Source organism: Modestobacter sp. VKM Ac-2979 (assembly GCF_026967995.1).
Lineage (GTDB): Bacteria > Actinomycetota > Actinomycetes > Mycobacteriales > Geodermatophilaceae > Modestobacter.
In genome coordinates this window covers 638,792-662,955 of sequence record NZ_JAPVBO010000002.1, presented here as the reverse complement: position 1 = coordinate 662,955, position 24,164 = coordinate 638,792, and the positions used below count along the sequence as shown (strand labels likewise).

The window sequence follows — 24,164 nt, the reverse complement described above, 5'->3', positions numbered from 1 at the left end:
GGGACTCCGCCACGCTCGAGAGGTCCCGCTGTCCCGTGCCACCCCTCCACCCCTTCTCGGCCGCGTCGCCGGTGAGCACCGAGCGCCCACCCGGCTTCGGCCCCGCGGCGCCCGCCGCCCCCCGCTCGGCCGGGCGCCGGGTGCTGGACCGGTTGCTCGCCCGCCCGGGCATCGGCGCGCTGGTCGGGGTGCTGGTGCTCGCCGTCTTCTTCGGGCTGCAGGCACCGGGGCTGATCAGCTCCGGCGGTCTGGCCACCGTGCTCGACGTCGCCGCCCCGCTGGGCATCGGCGGCGTGGCGGTCGCGCTGCTGTTGGTCGCCGGCCAGTTCGACCTGTCCATCGCGGTCGTCGCGGTGGGCAGCAGCCTGGTCACCGCGCTGCTGGTGACCCAGCTCGGCCTCGGCATCTGGCCGGCCCTGCTGGTGTCGCTGCTCGCCGCCCTGCTGGTCGGGGCGGCCAACGGGCTGCTCGTGGTCACCACGGGGCTGCCCAGCTTCCTGGTGACGCTGGCGACGTTCCTCGTGCTCCAGGGCACCTCGCTCGCCGGGGCGGCCGCGATCGCGGGGTCCTCGCGGATCACCGGGCTGGCGGACGCACCGGGCTGGGAGTCGGCCCTGGCGGTGTTCGGGGCCACCGCGCAGCTGGGTGACGGACGGTTCCGCATCTCGCTGCTCTGGTGGCTGCTGGCCACCGCCCTGACCACCTGGCTGCTGTGGCGCACCCGCTTCGGCAACGCCGTCTTCGCCAGCGGCGGCGCCAGCCGGGCGGCCCGGGAGCTGGGCGTGCCGGTCGCGCGCACGACGGTCCTGCTGTTCCTGGGCACCGCCGCGGCCGGCTGGCTGATCGGCACCCTGACCCTGGTCCGGCTCGGCGGCGTGCAGGTCGACCCGGCCCTGGGCGAGGAGATCGAGTTCATCGTGGTCGCGGTGATCGGCGGCTGCCTGCTCACCGGCGGGTACGGCTCCACCGTGGGCGCCGCGCTGGGGGCGCTGCTGTACGCCGTGGCCCGGGAGGGCATCTCGCTGGCCGACTGGGACCCGCGCTGGTTCCAGGCCTTCCTCGGGATGCTGCTGCTGGTGGCCCTGCTGGTCAACGGCGTGGTCCGCCGCCGGCTCCGCTCGGTGCCCCGCTCATGAGCACGGCCGCCCACCTGTCCGCGCACGGTTCCCCGGCGCCGGTCCTGGAGCTGCGCGGGGTGACGGTCCGCTTCGGCAGCGTGCCGGCGTTGTCCCGGGTGTCGCTGGCCCTGCGGGCCGGCGAGGTGGTCTGCGTGCTCGGGGAGAACGGCTCGGGCAAGTCGACGCTGGTCGCCGTCCTCTCCGGCCTGCAGCAGCCGGTCGAGGGCGAGCTGCTGGTCGACGGCCGGCCGGAGCGCTTCCGGTCGCCGCAGCAGGCTCGCGCCGTCGGGATCGCCACGGTCTGGCAGGACCTGGCGATCGCGCCGCTGATGTCGGTCTGGCGCAACTTCTTCCTCGGCGCCGAACCGACCCGCGGGTTGTGGCCGTTCCGGCGGCTGGACGTCGGGCGGGCCGAGGAGATCACCACCCGGGCGATGGCCCGGGTGGGCGTCCCGGGGCTCGACCCCGGTCAGGCCGCCAGCGCGCTGAAGGCCGGGGAGCGGCAGAGCCTGGCGATCGCCCGCGCCCTGCACTTCGGTGCCCGGGCGCTGGTCATCGACGAGCCGACCGCACCGATGACGGTGGCCCAGCGGGCGCTGGTGCTGGAGTCGGTGGTGGCCGCCCGCGAGGCGGGGCTCGCCGTGCTGTTCGTGACCCACAGCCCGCAGCACGCGCACCTGGTCGGCGACCGCTTCCTGCTGCTCGGCGGTGGGCGGGTGGCCGGTGACCTGACCCGGGAGGACGTCGACGTGCACGACCTGACCCGGCTGGTCGCCGGCGGGGACGAGCTCTCCCGGCTGGGCGACTCGCTGCGGGCCGCCCGGCGCGACCGCTGAGCGGGCGCCCGCGGGCTACACGGTGATCCGGTACTGGGCGATCTTCCGGTAGAGGGTGGCCCGGGACAGGCCCAGTTCGGTGGCGGCGTGCACCACCGTCGTCCCGGGGCGGCTCAGGCAGCGCACGATCTCGTCCCGCTCCAGCTGCTCCAGCCGGCCGAGCGTCCGGCTGCCGTCGGACAGCACCCCGGGCGGCAGGTGCGCGACGTCGACGAGGTCGGTCCGGGCGGCGGCCGCGCGCACCGCCGCCCGCAGCTCCCGCACGTTGCCCGGCCAGGCGTGCGCGGCCAGTGCCCGCAGCGCACGCGCGGTGAACTCGACGTCGCGGTGCCGGAGCTGCCGGGCGAAGGCCCGGGCCAGCGGCTCGACGTCGGCGGGCCGGTCGCGCAGGGCGGGGACCTCGGCGACCGCCTCCACCAGTGCGGCCAGCGGGCCGGGGAGGGCGGTGAAGGAGGAGCCGGTGAGCACCAGGGGGCCCGGCGCCCCCGCGGTGATCGGGACGGCGGCCACCTCCGCGGCCAGCTGCTCGGCCGCCCAGACCGGGAGGGTGTCGGCCTCGGCGACCACGACGCAGGTGTCCGGCGCGTGCAGCTCCGGCGTCCACAGGGTGAGCCACTCGCCGACCTCGACCGGCTCGGGTGGCCGGGCGACCAGCACCCGTTCCCGCAGGCCGGTGGCGCGGCGGGCCAGCGAGGCCGCCGTCGTCCGCCCGGCACCCGGCTCGCCGACCACGGCGACCAGCCGGCCGCCGGTGATCGCGTCGCGGACCGCGCCCACGGCCGCCTGCCAGGCCGGGGACACGCAGGGGTCGTCGGCGACGCCGTCGACCAGCCGGCCGGTCAGCACGTGGAACACCTCCCCGCGCGGCGTCGCACGGAGCAGCTGGCCACCGGCCCGCACCTGCATCAGCGCCGCGGTGTTCCCCGCGGCGGCCTGGGCCAGCGCCAGCAACAGCTCCGAGGAGGCATCGGACCAGGTGGTGAGGTTGATGCTGCCCACCAGCCCACCGGTGCGCGGGTCCAGCACCGGCACGGCGGCACAGGTGTAGCGGCGCAACGGTGCGACGTAGTGCTCGGGGCCGTGGACCAGGGTCGGCACCCGGTCGGCGAGGGCCAGGCCCAGACCGTTGGTGCCGGCGGTCTGCTCGCCGAAGTAGAAGCCGGGCGCCAGGTGCACCCGGTCCAGGGAGCGGTTGATCGTCTCGTCGTCGCACCAGCGGGCCAGCACGAGGCCCTGCGGATCGGTGAGCATGAAGCCGACCGGCTCGCCGGCCAGCGTGCCGTGCAGCCCACGGACCACCTCCGCACCGCACTCGTAGAACAGCGAGTCGGTCGGCACCCCGTCGACGTAGACCGGCACCACCTCCTCCGGGGTGACCCCGTAGCGCTCGCTGCGCTGCCAGGAGGCACGGACCCGGGCCGGGCTGCTCGGCCGGTCGAGCCCGGCGGCACCGGCCGGCCGGACAGCCCGGCCCGGAGGCGGAGGTGACACGGCGACCCTCCTCGGGACGCTGGCGGGCGGACCCGCAGGTGTCGGCCGGGCGACGGGCCTCGGGCGCGGCTGTGGCCGGCGGGGACCCGGGCCCGAGGTGTCTCAAAGTGAGACAGCAGACCCCCTCATTGTGGTCCACGCCACACCTACCGTCGATCCCGAGGTGCTCCGGCCCGCAACGACGCGGGCGGGAGGGAGTCGAGGAGGACCCCATGTACAGCAAGGACGGCGTCGACTACTTCGTGGTCGACGCGCACATCGCCCTCTGGGACGCACGGCCGGAGAACCAGCGGAACGTGCACGGCGAGCAGTTCATCGACTGCTTCTACGACTACCACCGCAACCTCAGCCCGGAGTCCGAGGTCTGGCCCTACGAGGAGTACCTCTACCAGGGCGGCGAGCGGCTGATGCGCGACGTCTTCGCCGGCGGCATGGTCGACCACGCCATCTTTCAGCCGGCCCGGCTCGGCGAGTTCTACCACCGGGGGTTCGGGCAGACCGAGGAGGCGTTCGCGCTCACCCAGCAGCACCCGGACAAGCTCACCTACAACCACTGGTGGGACCCCCGGGACGGCGAGAACGGGCTGGACCAGCTGCGGGCGGACGCCGAGCGCTTCGGGCTCAAGGGCGTGAAGCTCTACACCGCCGACTGGCACGGGGAGTCCCGCGGCTGGAAGCTCACCGACCCGATGGCCTACCGGTACCTCGAGCTCTGCCGGGAGCTCGGGATCACCAACATCCACGTCCACAAGGGCCCGACGATCCGCCCGCTGGACCGGGACGCCTTCGACGTCGCCGACGTCGACCACGTGGCGACCGACTTCACCGACCTGCAGTTCATCGTCGAGCACTGCGGCCTGCCCCGGCTGGAGGACTTCTGCTGGATCGCCACCCAGGAGCCCAACGTGCACGCCGGCCTGGCGGTGGCACTCCCGTTCATCCACACCCGGCCCCGGTACTTCGCCCAGATCATCGGCGAGCTCGTCTACTGGCTCGGGGAGGACCGGATCCTCTTCTCCAGCGACTACGCGCTCTGGACGCCGACGTGGCTGGTCGAGCGGTTCGTGGACTTCCAGATCCCCGAGGACCTGGCCGAGTACGCACCGCTGACCACCGAGGTGAAGAAGAAGGTGCTCGGGCTCAACGCCGCGAAGCTCTACGACATCCCGGTGCCCGAGCACCTGCGGCTGCCCGACGCCGACGAGCCGGCCACCGGGCCCCGCGAGCCCGGCGCCGCGGACCTGGCGATGTCCTGATGACGGCGACCCTGCTGACACCGGTGACGGAGGCGCAGGTCCGCGCTGCGCTGGGCACCGTCGTCGACCCCGAGCTCGACGAGCCGATCACCGACCTGGGTTTCGTCCGGTCGGTGGCCGTCCAGGGGCCGACGGTGGCGGTGCACCTGCGGCTGCCCACGTCGTTCTGCGCGCCGAACTTCGCCTGGCTGATGTGCTCCGACGCCCACGACGCGGTCTCCGCCGTCCCCAGGGTCGAGCGGGTGGTGGTGGAGCTCGACGACCACCACGACTCCGACCTGATCAACCGCGGCCTCGCCGCCGGGGCCGGGTACCGGGGCACCTTCGGGCACGAGGCCGAGGAGTCGCTGGACGAGCTGCGGGCGGTCTTCGTCCGCAAGGGGCACACCGCGGCGATGGAGCGCGCGCTCACCGCCCTGCTCCGCGCCGACCGGTCGCTCACCGAGGTCGACCTGCAGCGCACCACGCTCGGCGACCTGCCGGCCGACGAGCCGGCCACCGGTGCGCTGCTGCGCCGGCGGGCCACGCTCGGCCTGCCGACCGACCCGGACGCCGCGGTGCTGGTCGCCGCCGACGGCACCCGCCCGTCCCCCGGCGAGGCCGCCCTGTTCCTGCGCCGGGCCCGGTCGGTGCGGATCTCCGTCGACGGCAATGCGCACTTCTGCCGCGGCCTGCTCGCCACCCGCTACCCCGGCGCCGAGGCCGACCAGTCGCCCCGGCCGGACGCCGACTCCCGTTCACTGCTCCCCCTGGAGGTCCTGTCATGAGAGCCGTCCGCGTCACCGGGTACCACGAGCCGCTCCGGCTGGACGACGTCCCGCAGCCGGAGGTCACCGGCCCGCACGACGTCGTCGTGAAGATCGGCGGCGCCGGGGTCTGCCGCACCGACCTGCACATCCTGGAAGGCCAGTGGGCGGAGAAGGTTCAGGTCACGCTGCCGTACACGATCGGGCACGAGAACGCCGGCTGGGTGGCGGCCGTGGGCAGCGCCGTCAGCCACGTCGCCGAGGGCGACAAGGTGATCCTGCACCCGCTGGTCACCTGCGGACTGTGCCGCGCCTGCCGGTCCGGGGACGACGTGCACTGCGAGAACTCGCAGTTCCCCGGCATCGACAGCGACGGCGGGTACGCCGAGTACCTGAAGACCACGGCCCGCAGCGTGGTGCGGATCGACGACTCGCTGGAGCCCGCGGACGTCGCGGCCCTGGCGGACGCCGGGCTCACCGCCTACCACGCGGTGGCCAAGGCGGCCCGCCGGCTGCGGCCGGGGTTCCGGTGCGTGATGATCGGCGCCGGCGGGCTCGGGCACATCGGCATCCAGGTGCTCAAGGCGCTCTCGCCGGCCGAGCTGATCGTGGTCGACCGCAACCCCGAGGCGGTGAAGCTGGCCGAGTCGATCGGTGCCGACCGGGGGATCGTCGCCGACGGCAGCCAGGTCGAGCAGGTGCGGGAGCTCACCGGTGGACACGGCGCCGAGGTGGTCATCGACTTCGTCGGCGAGGGCGGCTCGACGAAGGAGGGCCTGGCGATGACCCGGAGGGCCGGGGACTACCTGGTGGTCGGGTACGGGGAGAACGTCGACGTCCCGACGATCGACCTGGTGTCCGCGGAGATCAACGTGCTGGGCAACCTGGTCGGGAGCTACAACGACCTGGTCGACCTGATGGCGCTGGCGGCGCAGCAGAAGGTCACGCTGCACACCGCGAAGTACGCGCTGGCGGACTTCCAGTCGGCGATCGACGACCTCGACGCCGGCCGGGTCCGCGGTCGCGCGATCCTGGTGCCCTGACGCCCCCTGGTGGGGCCGAGTGGTTCTCGGCTCCACCAGGGGCAGCTCAGTTGAAGATGCTGACGCCTCCCGGGCCGACCAGCAGCCCGAGCACGATCAACACGACCCCCCACACGATCTGCTTGCGGACGACCGCGACGATCCCCGCGACGACCAGGACGACGGCGAGGATCCAGAGCAGGGTGACCATGGCGTGCCTCCTTCTCTAGGCGGCACCCCGTGGCGCCGACTGGATCTTGACGCTAACGAGACCGCCGAGTCTCGGCATCAGGACGATCATGATCCGTATCTCGGCCGGGGCGGCCTGCCACTGGCCGCGCCGACTGAGCAGTCGCGGTCGCCGACTCGCGCGGACACGCCGCGGGGAGCGACCAGAACTGCTCAGTCGGCAGCGGGATGCTGCGCGGACCGACTGGTCAGGGCACCAGCGTGGGGTCGCAGTCGCGCAGCAGCTGGGTGCAGCGCTCCTGCTCGTCGACCTCGCCGATCCGACCGGCCGCCGTGGCCAGCACGGTGACACAGCGCAGGAAACCGCGGTTGGGCTCGTGCGACCACGGCACCGGGCCGTAGCCCTTCCAGCCGTTGCGGCGCAGCGCGTCCAGCCCGCGGTGGTACCCGGTGCGGGCGTAGGCGTAGGCCTCGATGGTGCGGCCGGCCTCCAGCGCGGTCTCGGCGAGCGCGGCCCAGGCGGCGCTGGAGGTGGGGTGCCCCGCCGCGACCTCGGCCGGGTCGGCGCCGGCAGCCAGCGCGTCGTCGGCCTCCGGGATGCCCGGCAGCAGGGTGGCCGGCGGCTCGCCGAGCAGGTTGTGGTGTGCGTGGGTCATGGCTCAAGCCGCCTGCGACCGGCCGGCGGACAGCAGGTGCTCGCAGGCCTCCACGATCCGGTCGGCCATGCTCGCCTCGGCAAGCTTCATGTAGGTGCGCGGGTCGTAGGTCTTCTTCACGCCGACCTCGCCGTCGACCTTCAGGACGCCGTCGTAGTTGCTGAACATGTGCCCGGCGATCGCCCGGGTCAGCGCGTACTGGGTGTCGGTGTCGACGTTCATCTTGACCACGCCGTAGGAGAGCGCCTCGCGGATCTCCTCGAGCGCGGAGCCGGAACCGCCGTGGAAGACCAGGTTGAACGGCTTGGCGCCGTCCCCGAGGCCGAACTGCTCGGCGACGACGGCCTGGCCGCGCTCGAGCACGTCGGGGCGGAGCTTCACGTTGCCCGGCTTGTAGACCCCGTGCACGTTGCCGAAGGTCGCCGCCAGCAGGTAGACGCCCTTCTCCCCGAGCCCGAGGGCCTCGGCGGTGCGCACGAAGTCGCCGTCGGCGGTGTAGAGCTTCTCGTTGATCTCGTGGGCGACGCCGTCCTCCTCGCCGCCGACGACGCCGATCTCCACCTCGAGCACGATCTTGGCCGCCGCGCACTTCTCGATGAGCTCCTGGGCGATCTCCAGGTTCTCGGTGAGCTCGACGGCCGAGCCGTCCCACATGTGCGACTGGAACAGCGGCTCCTTGCCGGCGTCCACCCGCTCCTGGGAGAGGGCGATCAGCGGCCGGACGTAGCTGTCCAGCTTGTCCTTGGGGCAGTGGTCGGTGTGCAGCGCCACCTGGACGGGGTACTTGTCGGCGACCACGTGGGCGAACTCGGCCAGCGCGACCGCACCGGTCACCATGTCCTTCACCCGGGTGCCCGAGCCGAACTCCGCACCGCCGGTGGAGAACTGGATGATCCCGTCACTGCCGGCGTCGGCGAAGCCGCGCAGCGCGGCGTTGATCGTCTCGGACGAGGTGCAGTTGATCGCCGGATAGGCGAACCCGCCCTCCTTCGCCCGGGCGAGCATGTCGGCGTAGACCTCGGGTGTCGCGATCGGCATGCCCGCACCTTAGTGGAGCCGACCGCCACCGGGCGCACCGCTCATCGGCCTCTCCGGGGCGCCGCCGTGGGGGCAGGGAGGAGGGCCCTCAGCCCTGCTCGATGCGGCTGACGGCGCGGGCGGCCACCACCACCGGGTCGTAGGTGGGCGAGAACGGCGGGGCGTAGGAGAGGTCGCTGCCGGCCAGCTCCTCGGCGGTCATCCCCGCCCAGATCGCGGTGGCCAGCACGTCGATCCGCTTCGCCGACCCCGGCCCGCCGACCACCTGCGCCCCGAGCAGCTGCCCCGAGCCCGCCTCGGTGACAAGCTTGACCGCGATCTCCTCGGCGCCGGGGAAGTAGCCGGCCCGGGTGCTCGCCTCGATGACGTCGGTGCGGTAGGCGAACCCGGCCTCCTCGGCCTGGGTGGTGCACAGACCGGTGCGGCCGATCTCCAGCTCGCGCACCTTGGTCACCGCGGTGCCGAGCACCCCGGCGAACCGGGCCGGCCGGCCACCGATCACCGAGCCCGCGACCCGGCCCTGCTTGTTGGCGTGCGTGCCCAGCGCGACGTGCGCGACCTCGCCGGTGACCCGGTGGAACGTCTGCGCGCAGTCACCGGCGGCGAAGACCTCCGGGTGGTCCCGGCAGCGCTGGCTCCGGTCGACGTCGACCGCGCCGGTCGGCCCGATCGCCAGCCCGGACTCGGCGGCCAGGGACGCCTCCGGCCCCATGCCGAGCCCGAGGACGATCAGGTCGGTCTCGTACGTGCCGACGTCGGTGCGCACCCCGCAGGCCCGGCCGTCGGCGTCGACGAGCACCTCCCGCACCGCCTGGTCGGCGTGCACCGTCATGCCCATCGCCCCGAGGGCGGCGCAGACCCGCTCGCCCATGTCGGTGTCCAGCAGCGCCATCGGCAGCGGGTCGGCCAGGACGACGGTGACCTCCAGGCCCCGGTCCTGCAGGGCCTCTGCCATCTCCAGCCCGATGTAGCCGCCGCCGAGGACCAGCCCGCGCCGCGGGCCGTCGGCCGGCAGCCGGTCGATCGCCGCACGGATGGCCGCGCCGTCGTCCAGCCGGTGCACGCCGAACACCCCGGGGGCGTCCAGGCCGGGGATCGGGGGCCGGCTCGGCCGGCCGCCGGTGGCGACGACCAGCCGGTCGTAGCCGAACCGCGCGCCCCCGCGGGCGTGCACCACACCGGCGTCCAGGTCGATCCCCTCGGCCCGCGTGCCGATGTGCACGGTGATGTCGGAGGCGGCGAACTGCGCCGGTGTCCGGGCGATGAGGTCGTCCCGGTCGCTCACCTGCCCGGCGACCCAGTAGGGGATGCCGCAGGCGGAGTAGGAGACGACGTCGCTCTGCTCCAGGACGACGATCTCCAGCTCGGCCGCCGTGCGCAGCCGCCGGGCCTGGGCGGCCGCCGACATCCCGGCCGCGTCGCCGCCGACCACCACCAGTCGCTCGGTCATGCCCTGCAGCCTCCCACCGCCGGACGTCTCAGGCGCCGATGAGGCCGGAGACGGCGGCCAGGTCGCCGCCGGAGGCCCGGCGGAACATCTTCCCGGGGTTGAGGAGCCCCGCCGGGTCCAGCGCGTGCTTGATCGCCTGGTGGACCGAGAGGGAGACCGGGCCGATCTCCCGCTCCAGCCAGTCGGCCTTGATCGTGCCCACCCCGTGCTCACCGGTGATGGTGCCGCCGAGGGAGAGGCCCAGCTCCAGGATCGCGTCGAAGGCGGCGTAGGCCCGGGTGCACTGGTCGGGGTCGGCACCGTCGAAGACGACGGTGGGGTGCATGTTGCCGTCGCCGGCGTGCCCGACGACCCCGACCACCAGCCCGGCGGTGGCGGCGATCGCGTCGCAGCCGTCGATGAACGTGGCCACCCGCGACCGCGGGACGGCGACGTCGTCGAGCAGCAGGCTGCTGCCCAGCCGCTCCAGGGCCGGCAGCGCCATCCGCCGGGCGGTCATCAGCAGGTCGCCCTCGGCCGGGTCGTCGGTGGAGTGCACGAAGTCCGCCCCGGCCTCCTCGCACAGCCGGGTCAGCGCCGCGATCTCGGCGAGCGCCACGTCTCCCCCGCTGTCGGACTGGGCCAGCAGCAGCGCCGCCGCGTCCCGGTCCAGGTCGGCCTTCATCAGGTCGTCGACCGCGCGGATGCAGGTGCGGTCCATCACCTCGAGCATGCTCGGCACCAGGCCGCTGGTGACCACCCGCTCGACCACCTGGCCGGTCTGCGCGCTGGTGCCGAAGCTGGCGACCAGGGTGACCGGTGGCTGCGGGGCGGGGCGCAGGGCCAGCGTCGCCTCGGTGATCACGCCCAGCGTGCCCTCGGAGCCGACGAACAGCCGGGCCAGGTCGTAGCCGGCGACGCCCTTGACGGTGCGCCGTCCGGTGCGCAGCACCCGCCCGTCGGCGAGCACGACCTCCAGGCCGAGCACGTAGTCGGTGGTGACGCCGTACTTCACGCAGCACAGCCCGCCGGAGTTCATCGCCAGGTTGCCGCCGAGGGTGCACCAGTCGTAGCTGGCCGGGTCCGGCGGGTAGAACAGCCCGTGCTCCCGGACGGCGTCGCGCAGCGTCTTGTTCACCACGCCGGCCTGGACCACGGCGAGTCGGTCGGCCGGGGCCACCTCCAGGACGGCGTCCATCCGGGTCAGCGCCAGGGTGATGCACCCGTCGACGGCGTTGGCCGCGCCGACCAGCCCGGAGCCGGCGCCCCGCGGCACCACCGGCACCCCGTGCCGGCTGGCCAGCCGCAGCACCGCCGACACCTCCTCGGTGCTGCGCGGCAGCGCCACCGCGGCCGGCAGCCCCGCCTCGGCGAGCATCGCCTGGTCGCGTGCGTAGGCGGCGGTGACGTCGGGGTCGGTGAGCACGCTGTCCGGGCCCAGGGCGTCCTGGAGCTCGCGGACCCACGTCGTCGTGAGGGCGGTCACACGGTCACCGTACGTCGCTCCGGCGCCCCTCCTTCAGGAGAGGCCGAGATCCGCCAGCTCGAACGCCGCGCGGTACTCCAGGCCGGCCGCCTCGACGGCCGCGCGGGCGCCGCGGTCGACGATCACGGCCACGCCCAGCACCTCGGCGCCGGCCTCCTGCAGCGCCTCGACGGCGGTGAGCGGGCTGCCGCCGGTGGTGGAGACGTCCTCGACCACCAGCACCGTGCGGCCGGCCACGTCGGGCCCCTCGATCCGCCGCTGCATCCCGTGCGCCTTGGTCGCCTTGCGCACCACGCAGGCGTCCAGGAACCCCTCGCCGTCCGAGGCGGCGTGCAGCATCGCGGCCGCGACCGGATCGGCGCCGAGGGTGAGCCCGCCGACCACGTCGTAGCGCAGGTCGCCGGTGAGCTGGCGCATCACCCGGCCCACCAGCGGGGCGGCCTCGTGGTGCAGCGTCACCCGGCGCAGGTCGATGTACCAGTCGGCCTCCTGGCCGGAGGAGAGGGTCACCTTCCCGTGCACGACGGCGAGGTCGACGATGAGCTCGAGCAGCCGGGCGCGGTCGGGGTGGGCCGGGGCAGGGGCGTTCATCCCGCCGACCCTACTGAGGCCGGCGGAGCGGGTGCCGGTGACCGGGACCCCGCTCAGTCCGGCACGGCTCAGCCGGCGGGGGCGAGCACCTGGTCGATGACGTAGACCGTGGCGTTCGCCGTGGGCACGTTGCCGCAGACCACGGTCGCCGGCGCGGCGCCGGCCAGGGTGCCCTCGGCGGCGACCGTCGGCGCCTCGGCCGTCCCGGCGACGGTGATCGGGTCCCCGTTGAGCGTGACGTGGTCGCCGACGAGGTCGGCCGGCGCCAGCCGACCGGGCAGGACGTGGTGGGTCAGCAGCGAGGTCAGCCGCGGGACGTCCCCGAGCAGCGCGGGCAGGGCATCCGGGCCCAGCGCGTCGAAGGCGGCGTTGGTCGGGGCCAGCACGGTGACCTCCTCGCGGGTGTTGAGCACGTCGACCAGGTTGGCCGCGCCCACGGCGGCGGTGAGGGTGCTCAGCTGGGGGTTGGCGCCCACCGCCGCGCTCACCGGCTGGGCGGCCAGGTCCGCCGGCGCGCCGGCGGCCGCGGGGAAGGCCTGCTCGCAGCCCGGTCCGATCGGACCGGTGGGCGCCGCAGCCGCCTCCGGTGTCGGTGCGGCGCTCGTCTCGGCCGCCGTGCCGCTGGGGGTGGCGCGCGCGGTCGGTTCGTCGTCGGACCCGCTGCAGCCGGCCAGCCCGGCCAGGAGGACCGGGACGGCGAGGAGCCCACCGATCCGGGACGGGACGACGGCTCGGGTCTGCCGGGGGGCCATCACTGCGGCTGTCCTCCTGGTCTCGGTCACCACACGCGCACGGTGGTCCTGGCCCGCTGGTCAGGCCGCTGTCAGCATCGCATCCGGCACGGCAGGCGACCGAGCTGCCGTCCCGGCGTGCCACCCTGTCGCGGTGAGCAGCAGCCCTCCGCCCTCCGGCCCGGCCCGCCCGGAGACCCCCGCCTCGGTCAAGGTCTCCATCGGGGTGCTCGCCGCGCTCGCCCTGCTGCTCCTGCTGAACGCGCTGCTCACGTTCGTCGTCCGGGACACCGTGATCGACACCCTCGCCGATGCCCAGCCGGGCTCGCCCCGCTCCGACGCCGAGCGGGCCGTGCTCCTGAACCTGGTCCAGGCCGTGGTGTTCGGGGTGCTGGCCGCCGTCTCCGCGGTCGCCCTCAGCCGCGGCCGGGCGTGGGCGCGGTGGACCGGGCTGGCCGTCAGCCTGCCACTGGGGCTGCTGACCCTCGGCGCGACCTTCCTGACCGGTGGCGTGGCGGCCTCGTCGCTGCTGGTGCTGGTGCTCTGTGCGGCCGCCGGCACCAGCCTGCTGGCCCGGACGACGGCTGCGTGGGCCTCGTCCGGCCCACGCAGCCGCTCCTCCCGCTGACGGGGGTCAGAAGCGGTTCCGGCGCTGCGTCTCCGCCTTGTACCAGTCACTGGAGGGCTTGAGCGCCAAGAGCACGATCCCGGCGATGGTGAGCAGCAGGCCGAGGATGCCGAGGAAGCCGAGGGCTCCTGCCCCCAGCAGGCTGAACAGCACGCTCAGGCCGCCCAGCACCCAGAGGACGATGCGCGCCCAGTTGCGCCCCTTCCAGGCGAAGAACAGCACCAGCAGGTAGGCCGCCGTCAGGAGGAGGCCGATGCCCGCGCCGATGGTGAGCGCCGCCGAGGCCTCGTCGCGGGTGAGCGCCTGGTCGGCGACCAGGTCGTTGATCTGCGAGTCGAGGCTGGTGAAGGTGATGATCGAGGCGATCAGCCCGAGGATCGTGTTCGCCAGGAACGCACCGATCCCGGCCTTGACCGTGGTCGGTCGCTCCGTCGGGGCATCGGGGGCGCCGCCGTACTGGGCGCCGGGAGCAGCGGGGTAGGCGTACTGGCCGGGCTGCTCCGGCCCGCCCTGCCCGTAGCCGGGCTGCTGCCCGTAGCCGGGCTCCTGGCCGTAGCCGGGCTCCTGGCCGTAGCCGGGCTCCTGGCCGTAGCCGGGCTGCTGGCCGTAGCCGGGCTGCTGGCCGTAGGGGGGCTGCTGGCCGTACGGGGGCTGCTGTCCGGAGCCGCCCTGCTGGGGGTCCTGCGGTCCTGACGTCATGACGCTCCTCGGATCACTGCTGTACGCGAATTCCTGATCATGGCGCATCCCGGCGTGCCAGGTGCCGACCCTGCCGCGCGGTCACCCCTTCTTCACCCTCCCGCGCCAGGCCCGGCGGCGACCGTGCCCGCCGGCAGGACGGCGGGCACGGGCCTCACTCCTCGGCGCCGGGGCCGAGCGCCGGCGGGGTCGGTGCCGGGCCCGGACCCGCGGTCGGCTTCCCGGGCACCGTCCCCGTGGTGACCGTCAGCCCCACGTCGCCGTCGGCCACGTCGGCCGCCCAGTCGACGACGACGTCGTCGCCGTCGCGGATCTCCCCGGCGAGCAGGGCCCGGGCGAGCTGGTCACCGATGGCCGACTGCACCAGCCGGCGCAGCGGCCGTGCCCCGTAGACCGGGTCGAAGCCGTTGAGCGCCAGCCACTCCCTGGCGGCGTCGGTCACCCGCAGGGTGAGCCGGCGGGCAGCCAGCCGGCGGGCGAGCACCTCGACCTGGATGTCGACGATCCCGACGAGCTCGTCGGAGCCGAGCGCACGGAACGTGACGACGTCGTCGAGCCGGTTGAGGAACTCCGGCTTGAAGTGCGCCCGCACCACGTCCTGCACTGCCCGCTGCTTCTGCTCGTCGGGGACCGACTGGTCGGCGATCACCTGCGACCCCAGGTTGGAGGTCAGCACGAGCAGCGTGCTGCGGAAGTCGACCGTGCGGCCCTGCCCGTCGGTGAGCCGGCCGTCGTCGAGCACCTGCAGCAGCACGTCGAAGACGTCGGGGTGCCCCTTCTCCACCTCGTCGAGCAGCACCACCGTGTACGGGCGGCGGCGCACCGCCTCGGTGAGCTGGCCACCCGCCTCGTAGCCGACGTACCCGGGCGGGGCGCCGACCAGCCGGGCCACCGAGTGCTTCTCGGAGTACTCGCTCATGTCGATGCGGACCATCGCCCGCTCGTCGTCGAACAGGAACTCCGCCAGCGCCTTGGCCAGCTCGGTCTTGCCGACGCCGGTGGGGCCCAGGAACAGGAAGGAGCCGGTCGGCCGGTCCGGGTCGGCGACCCCGGACCGCGCCCGGCGGACGGCGTCGGAGACGGCGCGGACGGCGTCGGGCTGGCCGACGACCCGCTTCGCGAGCTCCTCCTCCATCCGCAGCAGCTTCTGCGTCTCCCCCTCCAGCAGCCGGCCGGCGGGGATCCCGGTCCAGGCCTGGACGACCTCGGCGATGTCGTCGGCGCCGACCTCCTCCTTGAGCATCGAGTCGCTGGCCGCGACCGACGCCTCGGCCTCGGACAGCGCCCGCTCCAACGCCGGCATCCGGCCGTAGCGCAGCTCGGCGACCCGGGCCAGGTCGCCGTCCCGCTCGGCGCGCTCGGCCTCCAGCCGCGCCCCCTCGAGCTCCTCCTTGGTGTGCTGGATCCGGTCGATCGCGGTCTTGTCCTGCTGCCAGCGGGCGGTCAGCTCGCCGAGCGCCTCGCGGCGGTCGGCCAGCTCCTCGCGGAGCGCCGCCAGCCGCTGGAGGGACGCCGGGTCGTCCTCCTTGGCCAGCGCCATCTCCTCGATCTCCAGCCGGCGCACGACCCGCTCGACCTCGTCGACCTCGACCGGCCGGCTGTCGATCTCCATCCGCAGCCGGCTCGCGGCCTCGTCGACCAGGTCGATCGCCTTGTCGGGGAGGAAGCGGGCCGTGACGTACCGGTCCGACAGGGTGGCCGCAGCGACGATCGCGCCGTCGGTGATCCGCACCCCGTGGTGCACCTCGTAGCGCTCCTTGAGGCCGCGCAGGATGCCGATCGTGTCCTCGACCGACGGCTCCCCGACGTAGACCTGCTGGAAGCGGCGCTCCAGCGCCGGGTCCTTCTCGATGTGCTCGCGGAACTCGTCGAGCGTGGTCGCGCCGACCATCCGCAGCTCACCGCGGGCCAGCATCGGCTTGATCATGTTGCCGGCGTCCATCGCCGAGTCGCCGCTGGCGCCGGCCCCGACGATGGTGTGCAGCTCGTCGATGAAGGTGACGACCTGCCCCTCGGCCTCGGTGATCTCCTGGAGCACGGCCTTGAGCCGCTCCTCGAACTCACCGCGGTACTTGGCCCCGGCGACCATGGCGCTCAGGTCCAGCGCCATGAGCCGCTTGCCCTTGAGGCTCTCCGGCACGTCGCCGGCGACGATGCGCTGGGCCAGGCCCTCGACGATCGCGGTCTTCCCGACGCCGGGCTCACCGATCAGGACGGGGTTGTTCTTGGTGCGTCGGGACAGCACCTGCACCACCCGGCGGATCTCCGTGTCCCGCCCGATGACCGGGTCCATCCGGCCCTCGCGGGCGCGGGCGGTCAGGTCCACGGCGTACTTCTCCAGCGCCTGGAACGTGCTCTCCGGGTCGGGGCTGGTGACCTTGCGGTTGCCGCGGACGGTGCGGAACGCCGCGACGAGCGCGTCGCGGGTGGCTCCGGCACTGGTCAGGACGGCGCCGGCCTCACCGTCGGTGGTGGCCAGGCCGACCAGCAGGTGCTCGGTGGAGACGTACTCGTCGCCCAGCGCACTGGCCTGCTCCCCGGCGGCGTTGATCGCCCGGAGCAGCTCCCGGGACGGCGCGGGGGCGGCCACGGTGGACCCGCTGACGCTCGGCATCCGGCGCAGCGCGGCGTCGGCCTTGGCGCGGACGTCGGCCGGGTCGGCGCCGGTGGCCTGCAGGAGCGGCCCGGCGATGCCGTCGGCCTGCTCGAGCAGGGCGGCCAGCAGGTGCAGGGGCTCGAGGGCCGCCTGGCCCCGGTCGACCGCCAGCCGCTGAGCGGCGGCGACGGCCTCCTGCGAACGGGTGGTGAGCTTGCTCTGCATGGCGGGTGGGCCTGTCCTCTCCTGCGACGCGAGACGGTTCGTGCAGTCCAACGGAGCAGGACTTGAGTCTGTTCCACTCAACCTGAACACGTCCAGGGCCGCCCCGCAGGCCCGCCCGGGACCTCCGCCCCTGGCAGAAAAGCCGACGAGAGGGACCACATGGCTGCCTGCCGCCGGATCGCGCCCTACTCTTGCCCCATGACAGACATCCCGTCGCCGAGCGTCGCTCTCGACGATCAGCTCTGTTTCGCGCTCTACGCCGCCTCGCGGGCGGTCACGGCCCGCTACCGGCCCATGCTGGACGAGCTGGGGGTCACCTATCCCCAGTACCTGGTCCTCATGTTGCTGTGGGAGGAGGACGGGCAGACCGTAGGCCAGTTGGGCACCCGCCTGGCGCTGGACTCCGGCACCCTGTCCCCCCTGCTCAAGCGGCTCACCGCCGCGGGGCTGGTGACCCGGCACCGCCGGGCCGACGACGAGCGGTCCGTCTCCGTCCGGCTCACCGACGCGGGCCGGGCCCTCGAGGCCCCGGCGTGCGCGATCTCCGGGCAGATGATCGACGCCCTGGCGCTGAACCAGCAGCAGTTCGACGAGCTGAAGAGCCAACTGCGGCTGATCACCGAGCGGGTCGCCGACACCCGCGCGGTCGCCTCCGCCTGAAGAAGGACCCCGCTGCCCCCCACCGCTCGCGAGCTCGCGGCGGGACCCTGCAGCGGGGCCGGACGGGCAGGGGTCGGCTGCGGGGCCGGTCCGGTGGCGGGAACACCGGCGGCCAGGAACGGTTGACCCCGTCAGAACCGGTGTCCGGTCGCGACGCAGACCTGCGCCGCGACCGCCACCGACGAAGAGGAGGTCCGATGCCCACCCGTACCGCACGCACCGCCTGGAACGGCTCCCTGCAGGAGGGCTCCGGCCAAGTCGAGCTCTCCAGCTCGAAGGTCGGCACGTTCGACGTCAGCTTCCCGAAGCGGGCGGCCGAGGAGGCCGGGGGCACCACCAGCCCCGAGGAGCTCATCGCCGCCGCACACTCGTCCTGCTACGCCATGGCGCTGTCCAGCGAGATCGGCAAGGCCGGCGGCACGACGCAGTCGCTCGAGGTGAGCGCCGACGTGACCCTGGGCCAGGAGGACGGCGCCCCGACGATCACCGGCATCGCGCTGACCGTGCGCGGCGAGGTCGACGGGCTCGACGCCGCCGGGTTCGACAAGGCAGCCCAGGCCGCCAAGGCCGGGTGCCCGGTGAGCAAGGCGCTGGCCGCCGTGGACATCAGCCTGGACGCCTCGCTCCTCTGAGGAAGGACCCCCCTTCCCCCACCCTTCGCAGGCTCAGGGTGGGCCCCTGAAGGGGGGCCGTGACGCACGGAGGCCCGTCTCCCCGGTGGGGGGACGGGCCTCTGCGCGTCCTGGCGGTCAGCCGCGTCGGCCCGCGAGCTGGGCGTCGACGTCGGCGGTCGTGCCCCCCGAGGTGGCAGCGCGCTCGCTCTGCAGCCGCTCGTCCCCCGTCTCGGTGCGCAGCGCGACCTCCCGGATCAGCAGGACGGCCACGATCGTGATCAGCGACAGCAGCGCCGCGATGAGGAAGACCCGCCCGGTGGCGTCGCCGTAGGAGACCTGGATCAGCGCGCGGACCGGCGCCGGGGCGTCGGCCAGGTCGGCGAGCCCGATCTCCTGGGAACCGGCCGCCGCGGAGGCGCCCGGGACGTCGGACAGCCCGGACTGGATCAGCGTGCCCACCCGGCTGGAGAGCACCGCACCGAGCACCGAGACGCCGATCGTGCCGCCGAGGCTGCGGAAGAACGCGACCGCCGAGCTCGCCGCCCCCAGGTCGGTGGCGGCGACGGTGTTCTGCACGGCCAGCACCAGGTTCTGCATGGTCATCCCGATGCCGACACCGAGCACGGTGAGGAAGACGCCCAGCACGACCATGTCCGTGGCGTGGTCGATCGTGGCCAGCAGGCCGAACCCGAGGGCCACCAGCAACGAACCGGCGACCAGGTAGCGCTTCCAGAACCCGGTGCGGGTGATCAGGATCCCGGAGACGGTCGAGGAGACCAGCAGGCCGCCGACCATCGGGATGGTGAGCAGCCCGGCCGCCGTGGGCGAGTAGCCGCGGGAGATCTGCAGGTACTGGCCGAGGAACACCGTGGAACCGAACATCGCGACACCGATCGCGACGCTGGCGATGATCGCCAGGGTCGTCGTCCGGTCACGGAACAACCGGAGCGGGACCATCGGCTCCTCCGCACGCAGCTCGGTGACCACGAACGCGACGAGGGCGAGCACGCCACCCCCGACGAACAGCACGGTCTCCAGAGAGGCCCAGGCGAAGCTGTTCCCCGCCAGGGTCACCCAGATCAGCAGCGCCGAGACGCCGGCGGTCAGGAACGTCGCACCCAGGTAGTCGATGGAGACCGCGCGCCGGGTGACCGGCAGGTGCAGGGTCCGCTGCAGCAGCACCAGGGCGACGAGGGCGAACGGGACGCCGACGAAGAAGCACCACCGCCACCCCAGCCAGCTGGTGTCGACCAGCAGGCCACCGATCAGCGGGCCACCGACGGTGGCGACCGCCATCACCGAGCCGAGCAGGCCGGAGTACCGACCCCGTTCCCGCGGGCTGATCATCGCCGCCATCGCGATCTGCACCAGCGCCTGCAGCCCACCCAGACCCAGGCCCTGCAGCACCCGCCAGCCGATCAGCGTCGACAGCGACTGCGAGAGCCCGGCCAGCATCGAGCCGACGACGAAGACCACGATCGCGATCTGGATGAGCAGCTTCTTGCTGAACAGGTCGGCGAGCTTGCCCCAGATGGGCGTGGACGCGGTCGAGGCCAGCAGGGTGGCGGTGACCACCCAGGTGTACTGGCTCTGCGAGCCGCGGAGGTCGGTGATGATCGTCGGCAGGGCGTTGGAGACGACGGTCGAGGACAGGAACGCCACGAACATCGCCAGCAACATCCCCGACAGCGCACTGAGGATCTGCCGGTGCGTCATCCGGCCCTGCTGCTCGGCGGGGCCGAGCGGCGCTGGGCCGGCGGTCGCCCCGGCGGCCGGCCGGGTCGGTGCGGAGCTGCTCATCGGTGGTTCTCCTGGACGTTGCGAGTCCGAGTGCGAGCGCCGTCCGGTGGCCGATCGGCCCCGCGCGCCGGGAACCCGGTACATGTAGACAGCAACCATCTTGCACCCGTTTGTTGCGGTCTGCAACGACCATTCCGGGTGAACCGCGTCTCCCGGATGCAGGACGGGCGGCGACCGGACCTCTGGGGTCCGGTCGCCGCCCGTCCGGCGGTACGTGCTCAGCCTGCGGTCAGGCCGACACCTGCAGCGCCTCCAGCACCAGCTCCGCCGGGTGCCAGGCGGTGCGCTGCGTTCCGTGGAAGATCTGCTGGCGGCAGGACACCCCCGTGGCGGCGATGACCGCGTCCGGCGCGGCGGCCCGGACGGCGGGGAACAGCCGGTCCTCCCCCACCTGCAGGGACACGTCGTAGTGCTCGGACTCGAATCCGAACGACCCGGCCATGCCGCAGCAGCCGGCGTCCAGCTCCTGCACGGTGACGCCGGGGATCCGCGACAGCAGGGCCACCGTGGCGGCCGTCCCGGCCTCGGCCTTCTGGTGGCAGTGGCCGTGGAAGACCACCGTGCGCCCGGCCAGCCAGCTGTCCGCCCGCAGCTGGAGCCGGCCGTCGTCGATCGCCTCGACCAGCAGCTCCTCCGGCAGCTTCACCCGCGCCGCGACGTCCCGGACGTTCGGGTCGTCGGGGAGCAGCTCCACGTGCTCGGCACGCAGCGTGAGGATGCAGGAGGGCTCGCAGCCCACGATCGGCGAACCCGGCTCGGAGCCCTCGCAGAGGTTCGCCGCCAGCTTCTGCGCCTTGCCCCTGGCGTCGTCGAGCAGGCCCTTGGAGATGCTCGCGCGGCCGCAGCAGCCCTTGCTCTCCAGCCGCACCGGGTGCCCGGCGGCCTCCAGCAGCCGCACCACGGCCTGGCCGATGCCCGGCTCGGTGTAGCTGGTGAACGAGTCGGCCAGCATCGTGACCGGCTGCTGGGTCAGTGCCGCCGGGGCCTCGTGCCGCTTGAACCAGCGCATCAGCGTCGTCCGGTGGAAGACCGGCAGGTCCCGCTGGCGCGCGATGCCGAGGCGGGAGTCCATCAGCGCCCGCAACGGCTTGATCTTCAGCGGCAGGTTCGACAGCGGCGCCGTCGCCGAGCCCAGCCGGTTGAGGGTGCGGATGGCCCCGAACGCCCGCGACCGCAGCGGGGTGCCGTGCACGTCGTGCTTGGCCGCCAGTGCCTCGCTCTTCATCGCCGACACATCGACGCCCAGCGGGCACTCGCTCTTGCAGGCCTTGCACATCAGGCACAGGTCGAGCACCTCGTGCAGCCGCTCGTCGGCCAGTGCGGTGTGCGGGTCGCCCTCGCTCAGCGCCTTGACCAGCGCGCCGGCGCGGCCGCGGGTGGAGTGCTCCTCCATCCGGGTGGCGATGTAGGACGGGCACATCGCCCCGGTCGTCGACTTGCGGCACAGCCCGATGTTCATGCAGCGGTCGGCGGCGCCGAACATGCCGCCGACGACGTCGAACTGCAGCCGGGTGCGCAACGGGCCGGGGGTCGGCGGGTTCGCGTCCCGCAGGTGCTCGGTCATCGCCGGGGAGTCGACGATCTTGCCGGGGTTGAGCGTGCCCTGCGCGTCGAAGAGGCCCTTGACCTGCCGCATCGCCTCGTAGAGGTCGTCGCCGAACAGCTCGCGGTTGAACTCGCTGCGGGCCAGGCCGTCGCCGTGCTCGCTGGAGTTCACCCCGCCGTACTCGCGCACCAGGTCCTTGATCTCCACCGCCACCGAGCGCATGACCTCGACCTGGCCGGGCTGGCTCAGGTCGACGAACGGGCGGATGTGCAGGCAGCCGACCGAACAGTGCCCGTAGAAGCCCGCCTCCAGCTCGTGCCGGTCCAGCACGTCCTTGAACCGGGCGGTGTACTCGGCCAGGTGCTTGGGGTCGACCGCGGTGTCCTCGATGAAGGCCAGCGGCCGGCGGGCGCCCACGGAGTTGGCCATCAGCAGGCCCAGGGCGGACTTGCGCACCTTCAGCAGCGCGCCCTGCTGGGCCGGGGTGACCGCCCGCAGGGTGTGGTAGCCGTGCCCGTTGCGCTCCCACAGCTCGACCAGCCGGTCCATCGACTCGACCAGCTGGGCCTCGTCGTCCCCGGTGAAGGAGACGAACAGCAGCGCGTCGGGGTCGCCCTGCAGGATCTTGCCCAGCCCGGCGTACTCGATCTTCTGCCGGGAGAGGTCCAGGATCGTGCGGTCCAGCAGCTCCACCTGCGCCGGGTCGACCGTCAGCGCGTCCTCGGTGGCGTTGATCGCCGCCTGCACCGTCTCGAAGTGGCCCACCGCGAAGACCTGCTTCGACGGCTTGGGCACCAGCCCGACCCGGGCCGCGGTGATGATCGCCAGCGTGCCCTCGGAGCCGACCAGGAACTTCGCCAGGTCGAACGGCTGCCCCTCGGCGAGCCGGTCCAGCCGGTAGCCGCCGGCCCGCCGCCAGAAGGACGGGAACCCGGTGGCGATCGCCTCCGCGTTCTCCGCCACCAGCTCGGGCAGCCGGCGGTAGATCTCCGCCTCGAGCGTGTCGCCCTGCGCCCGGCGGGCGCGCTCGGCCTCGTCGACGACCCCGAAGGTGGCCGTCGACCCGTCGGCCAGGACGACGTCGACCTCTTCGACGTGGTCGATCGTCATGCCGAAGCGCACCGAGCCGCTGCCGGCGGAGTTGTTGCCGATCATCCCGCCGATGGTGGCGCGGTTGGACGTCGAGGTGTCCGGCCCGAACATCAGCCCGGCCGCAGCGGCGGCCCGGTTGAGGTCGTCCTGGACGACGCCGGGCTCGACCCGGGCGGTGCGCGCCTCCGGGTCCAGCTCGGTGATCCGGTGCATGTGCCGGGAGAGGTCCAGCACCAGGCCCGGGCCGACGGTCTGCCCGGCCAGGCTGGTGCCCGCGCCCCGGGCGAGCACCGGGATGCCGGCCTCGCGGGCCAGCCGCACCGCGGCCACCACGTCGGCGGTGTGCGCCGGGTAGGCGACCCCGACCGGCGTCATCGTGTACATCGAGGCGTCCTGGCTGAACAGGTGCCGGGTGTAGTCGTCGAAGGCGACCTCGCCGTCCAGCGCCCGGGTCAGCTCCTGCTCCAGGTCCGCCACCCCCACGCGGGGGCGCTCCGGGGCCGCCGTCACGGCTGCTGCAGGCGCTCGAGGGCCGCCTGGATCCCGTTCGGGTCGATCTGCACACCACTGCGGACCAGGCCCATCTGCACGCCACCCAGGGTGCCGACGAGGGTCAGGTCGTTGAAGTGGCCCAGGTGTCCGATCCGGAACACCTTGTCGGCCAGCTTGCCCAGCCCGGCACCCAGCGACATGTCGTACTCCCGCAGGATCGTCGCCCGGACGGCGTCGGCGCCGCCGTCCGGCATGTAGATGGCGGTGAGCGAGCCGGAGTACTCCCGCTCGTCCAGGGCCAGCACCTCCAGGCCCCAGCCCCGGACGGCGGCCCGGGTGGCCTCGGCGTGCCGGGTGTGCCGGGCGTAGACGTTGGCCAGGCCCTCGTCGTCCAGCATCTCCAGCGCGACCTTCAGCGCGTAGAGCAGGTTCGTGGCCGGCGTGTAGGGGAAGAAGCCGCGCTCGTTGGCGGTCAGGATCGGCTCCCAGTCCCAGAAGGAGCGGGGCAGGCCTGCGGTCTTCGACGCCTGCAGCGCCTTGTCGCTGACCGCGTTGAAGCTCAGCCCCGGCGGGAGCATCAGCCCCTTCTGCGACCCGGCGACGGTGACGTCGACGCCCCACTCGTCGTGCCGGTAGTCGATGCTGCCCAGCGAGGAGATCGTGTCGACCAGCAGCAGGGCCGGGTGCTCGGCGGCGTCGATGGCCTTCCGCACCTCGGGCACCCGGCTGGTCACGCCGGTGGAGGTCTCGTTGTGGACCACCATGACGGCCTTGATCTCGTGCCCGGTGTCGGCGGCGAGCCGCTCCTGGGCGGCGGCCGGGTCGGCGCCGTGCCGCCAGTCGCCGGGGACGAACTCGACCTGCAGGCCGAGCCGGCTGGCCATGTCCTGCCAGAGGGTGGCGAAGTGGCCGGTCTCGAAGGCCAGCACCTTGTCGCCCGGGGAGAGCGTGTTGGTCAGCGCCGCCTCCCACGCCCCGGTGCCCGAGGCCGGGTAGATGACCACCGGCTGGGTGGTGCCGAAGACGGGCTTGACGGCCTCGAGGACCTCCAGGCCGAGCGCGGCGAACTCCGGGCCGCGGTGGTCGATGGTCGGGGCCGACATCGCCCGCAGCACCCGGTCGGGCACGTTGGTCGGCCCCGGGATCTGCAGGAAGTGGCGCCCGCCGGTCGTCGTCGTCACTGACATTCCCGTGCCTCCATGGGTGTGGCCCTCTCGTCCGGA

Annotated in this window: 21 protein-coding genes; 8 read left to right on the top strand and 13 right to left on the bottom strand. The window is 73.6% G+C overall.

All coding sequences use genetic code 11. From position 1 onward, the window contains the following. Positions 1–35 precede the first annotated feature (35 nt). Together O2W15_RS07775 and O2W15_RS07770 are read left to right on the top strand one after the other, a co-directional pair. Positions 36–1,136 carry an ABC transporter permease gene (locus tag O2W15_RS07775; RefSeq protein WP_269178997.1) on the top strand — a complete coding sequence of 367 codons (1,101 nt, stop codon included), beginning with the start codon at positions 36–38 and terminating at the stop codon, positions 1,134–1,136. Next, positions 1,133–1,954 carry an ATP-binding cassette domain-containing protein gene (locus tag O2W15_RS07770; protein ID WP_269178996.1) on the top strand — a complete coding sequence of 274 codons (822 nt, stop codon included), beginning with the start codon at positions 1,133–1,135 and terminating at the stop codon, positions 1,952–1,954. Before O2W15_RS07775 ends, O2W15_RS07770 begins: the two co-directional genes overlap by 4 nt. A gap of 15 nt (positions 1,955–1,969) precedes the next feature. On the opposite strand, the gene O2W15_RS07765 is transcribed toward O2W15_RS07770, so the two are convergent. Beyond that, positions 1,970–3,445: a helix-turn-helix domain-containing protein gene (locus O2W15_RS07765; protein ID WP_269178995.1), complete on the bottom strand. Its 1,476-nt coding sequence runs from the start codon at positions 3,443–3,445 to the stop codon at positions 1,970–1,972. A 212-nt stretch (positions 3,446–3,657) separates the two neighbouring features. Here O2W15_RS07765 and O2W15_RS07760 point away from each other — a divergent pair, with 212 nt between their 5' ends. The 3 genes from O2W15_RS07760 to O2W15_RS07750 are packed head-to-tail and all read left to right on the top strand — an operon-like array spanning position 3,658 to position 6,490. Next, the gene (locus O2W15_RS07760; RefSeq protein ID WP_269162739.1) at positions 3,658–4,701 is read left to right on the top strand and encodes an amidohydrolase family protein; all 1,044 of its coding nucleotides are present in this window, start codon (positions 3,658–3,660) and stop codon (positions 4,699–4,701) included. Then, the gene (locus tag O2W15_RS07755) at positions 4,701–5,468 is read left to right on the top strand and encodes an iron-sulfur cluster assembly protein (RefSeq protein ID WP_269178994.1); all 768 of its coding nucleotides are present in this window, start codon (positions 4,701–4,703) and stop codon (positions 5,466–5,468) included. The genes O2W15_RS07760 and O2W15_RS07755 overlap by 1 nt, the downstream gene beginning before the upstream one ends. Then, positions 5,465–6,490, top strand: coding sequence for an NAD(P)-dependent alcohol dehydrogenase (locus tag O2W15_RS07750; RefSeq protein WP_269178993.1), 1,026 nt, complete (start codon positions 5,465–5,467; stop codon positions 6,488–6,490). Before O2W15_RS07755 ends, O2W15_RS07750 begins: the two co-directional genes overlap by 4 nt. Positions 6,491–6,536: 46 nt before the next feature. Here O2W15_RS07750 and O2W15_RS07745 read toward each other — a convergent pair whose 3' ends face one another. From O2W15_RS07745 to O2W15_RS07715, 7 genes are all read right to left on the bottom strand, one after another. Further along, entirely contained in the window at positions 6,537–6,680 is a 144-nt protein-coding gene (locus O2W15_RS07745; protein WP_164700081.1) for a GPGG-motif small membrane protein, read from the bottom strand. 226 nt (positions 6,681–6,906) lie between these two features. Then, the gene (locus O2W15_RS07740; RefSeq protein ID WP_269162736.1) at positions 6,907–7,314 is read right to left on the bottom strand and encodes a DUF3151 domain-containing protein; all 408 of its coding nucleotides are present in this window, start codon (positions 7,312–7,314) and stop codon (positions 6,907–6,909) included. Positions 7,315–7,317: 3 nt separating this feature from the next. Then, positions 7,318–8,352, bottom strand: coding sequence for a class II fructose-bisphosphate aldolase (fbaA, locus tag O2W15_RS07735; protein WP_036336355.1), 1,035 nt, complete (start codon positions 8,350–8,352; stop codon positions 7,318–7,320). Positions 8,353–8,440: 88 nt separating this feature from the next. Then, positions 8,441–9,802 (bottom strand): FAD-dependent oxidoreductase, encoded by a 1,362-nt coding sequence (locus tag O2W15_RS07730; protein ID WP_269178992.1) that lies wholly within the window; start codon positions 9,800–9,802, stop codon positions 8,441–8,443. A gap of 28 nt (positions 9,803–9,830) precedes the next feature. Beyond that, positions 9,831–11,267, bottom strand: a complete 1,437-nt coding sequence (locus tag O2W15_RS07725; RefSeq protein ID WP_269162734.1) for an FAD-binding oxidoreductase — start codon at positions 11,265–11,267, stop codon at positions 9,831–9,833. Positions 11,268–11,300: 33 nt separating this feature from the next. Further along, positions 11,301–11,858: an orotate phosphoribosyltransferase gene (gene pyrE, locus O2W15_RS07720; protein WP_269178991.1), complete on the bottom strand. Its 558-nt coding sequence runs from the start codon at positions 11,856–11,858 to the stop codon at positions 11,301–11,303. Between the two features lie 68 nt (positions 11,859–11,926). Then, positions 11,927–12,610 carry a fasciclin domain-containing protein gene (locus tag O2W15_RS07715; protein WP_269178990.1) on the bottom strand — a complete coding sequence of 228 codons (684 nt, stop codon included), beginning with the start codon at positions 12,608–12,610 and terminating at the stop codon, positions 11,927–11,929. A 133-nt stretch (positions 12,611–12,743) separates the two neighbouring features. Here O2W15_RS07715 and O2W15_RS07710 point away from each other — a divergent pair, with 133 nt between their 5' ends. Then, on the top strand, positions 12,744–13,217 hold the full coding sequence (locus tag O2W15_RS07710) for a hypothetical protein (RefSeq protein ID WP_269162731.1): 474 nt from the start codon (positions 12,744–12,746) through the stop codon (positions 13,215–13,217). A 6-nt stretch (positions 13,218–13,223) separates the two neighbouring features. On the opposite strand, the gene O2W15_RS07705 is transcribed toward O2W15_RS07710, so the two are convergent. Next, on the bottom strand, positions 13,224–13,916 hold the full coding sequence (locus tag O2W15_RS07705) for a hypothetical protein (RefSeq protein WP_269178989.1): 693 nt from the start codon (positions 13,914–13,916) through the stop codon (positions 13,224–13,226). Positions 13,917–14,070: 154 nt separating this feature from the next. Further along, the gene (gene clpB / locus O2W15_RS07700) at positions 14,071–16,737 is read right to left on the bottom strand and encodes an ATP-dependent chaperone ClpB (RefSeq protein ID WP_269178988.1); all 2,667 of its coding nucleotides are present in this window, start codon (positions 16,735–16,737) and stop codon (positions 14,071–14,073) included. Positions 16,738–16,935: 198 nt separating this feature from the next. Between clpB and O2W15_RS07695 the strand changes: the two genes are divergently transcribed. Next, positions 16,936–17,397, top strand: a complete 462-nt coding sequence (locus O2W15_RS07695) for a MarR family winged helix-turn-helix transcriptional regulator (RefSeq protein WP_269162728.1) — start codon at positions 16,936–16,938, stop codon at positions 17,395–17,397. A 197-nt stretch (positions 17,398–17,594) separates the two neighbouring features. Beyond that, positions 17,595–18,029, top strand: coding sequence for an OsmC family protein (locus tag O2W15_RS07690; RefSeq protein WP_269178987.1), 435 nt, complete (start codon positions 17,595–17,597; stop codon positions 18,027–18,029). 117 nt (positions 18,030–18,146) lie between these two features. On the opposite strand, the gene O2W15_RS07685 is transcribed toward O2W15_RS07690, so the two are convergent. The 3 genes from O2W15_RS07685 to O2W15_RS07675 form a co-directional block, all read right to left on the bottom strand. Next, positions 18,147–19,811: an MFS transporter gene (locus O2W15_RS07685; RefSeq protein ID WP_269178986.1), complete on the bottom strand. Its 1,665-nt coding sequence runs from the start codon at positions 19,809–19,811 to the stop codon at positions 18,147–18,149. A 229-nt stretch (positions 19,812–20,040) separates the two neighbouring features. Continuing rightward, positions 20,041–22,959: an FAD-binding and (Fe-S)-binding domain-containing protein gene (locus O2W15_RS07680; RefSeq protein ID WP_269178985.1), complete on the bottom strand. Its 2,919-nt coding sequence runs from the start codon at positions 22,957–22,959 to the stop codon at positions 20,041–20,043. After that, entirely contained in the window at positions 22,956–24,128 is a 1,173-nt protein-coding gene (locus O2W15_RS07675; protein WP_269178984.1) for a pyridoxal-phosphate-dependent aminotransferase family protein, read from the bottom strand. The genes O2W15_RS07680 and O2W15_RS07675 overlap by 4 nt, the downstream gene beginning before the upstream one ends. Positions 24,129–24,164 lie beyond the last annotated feature (36 nt).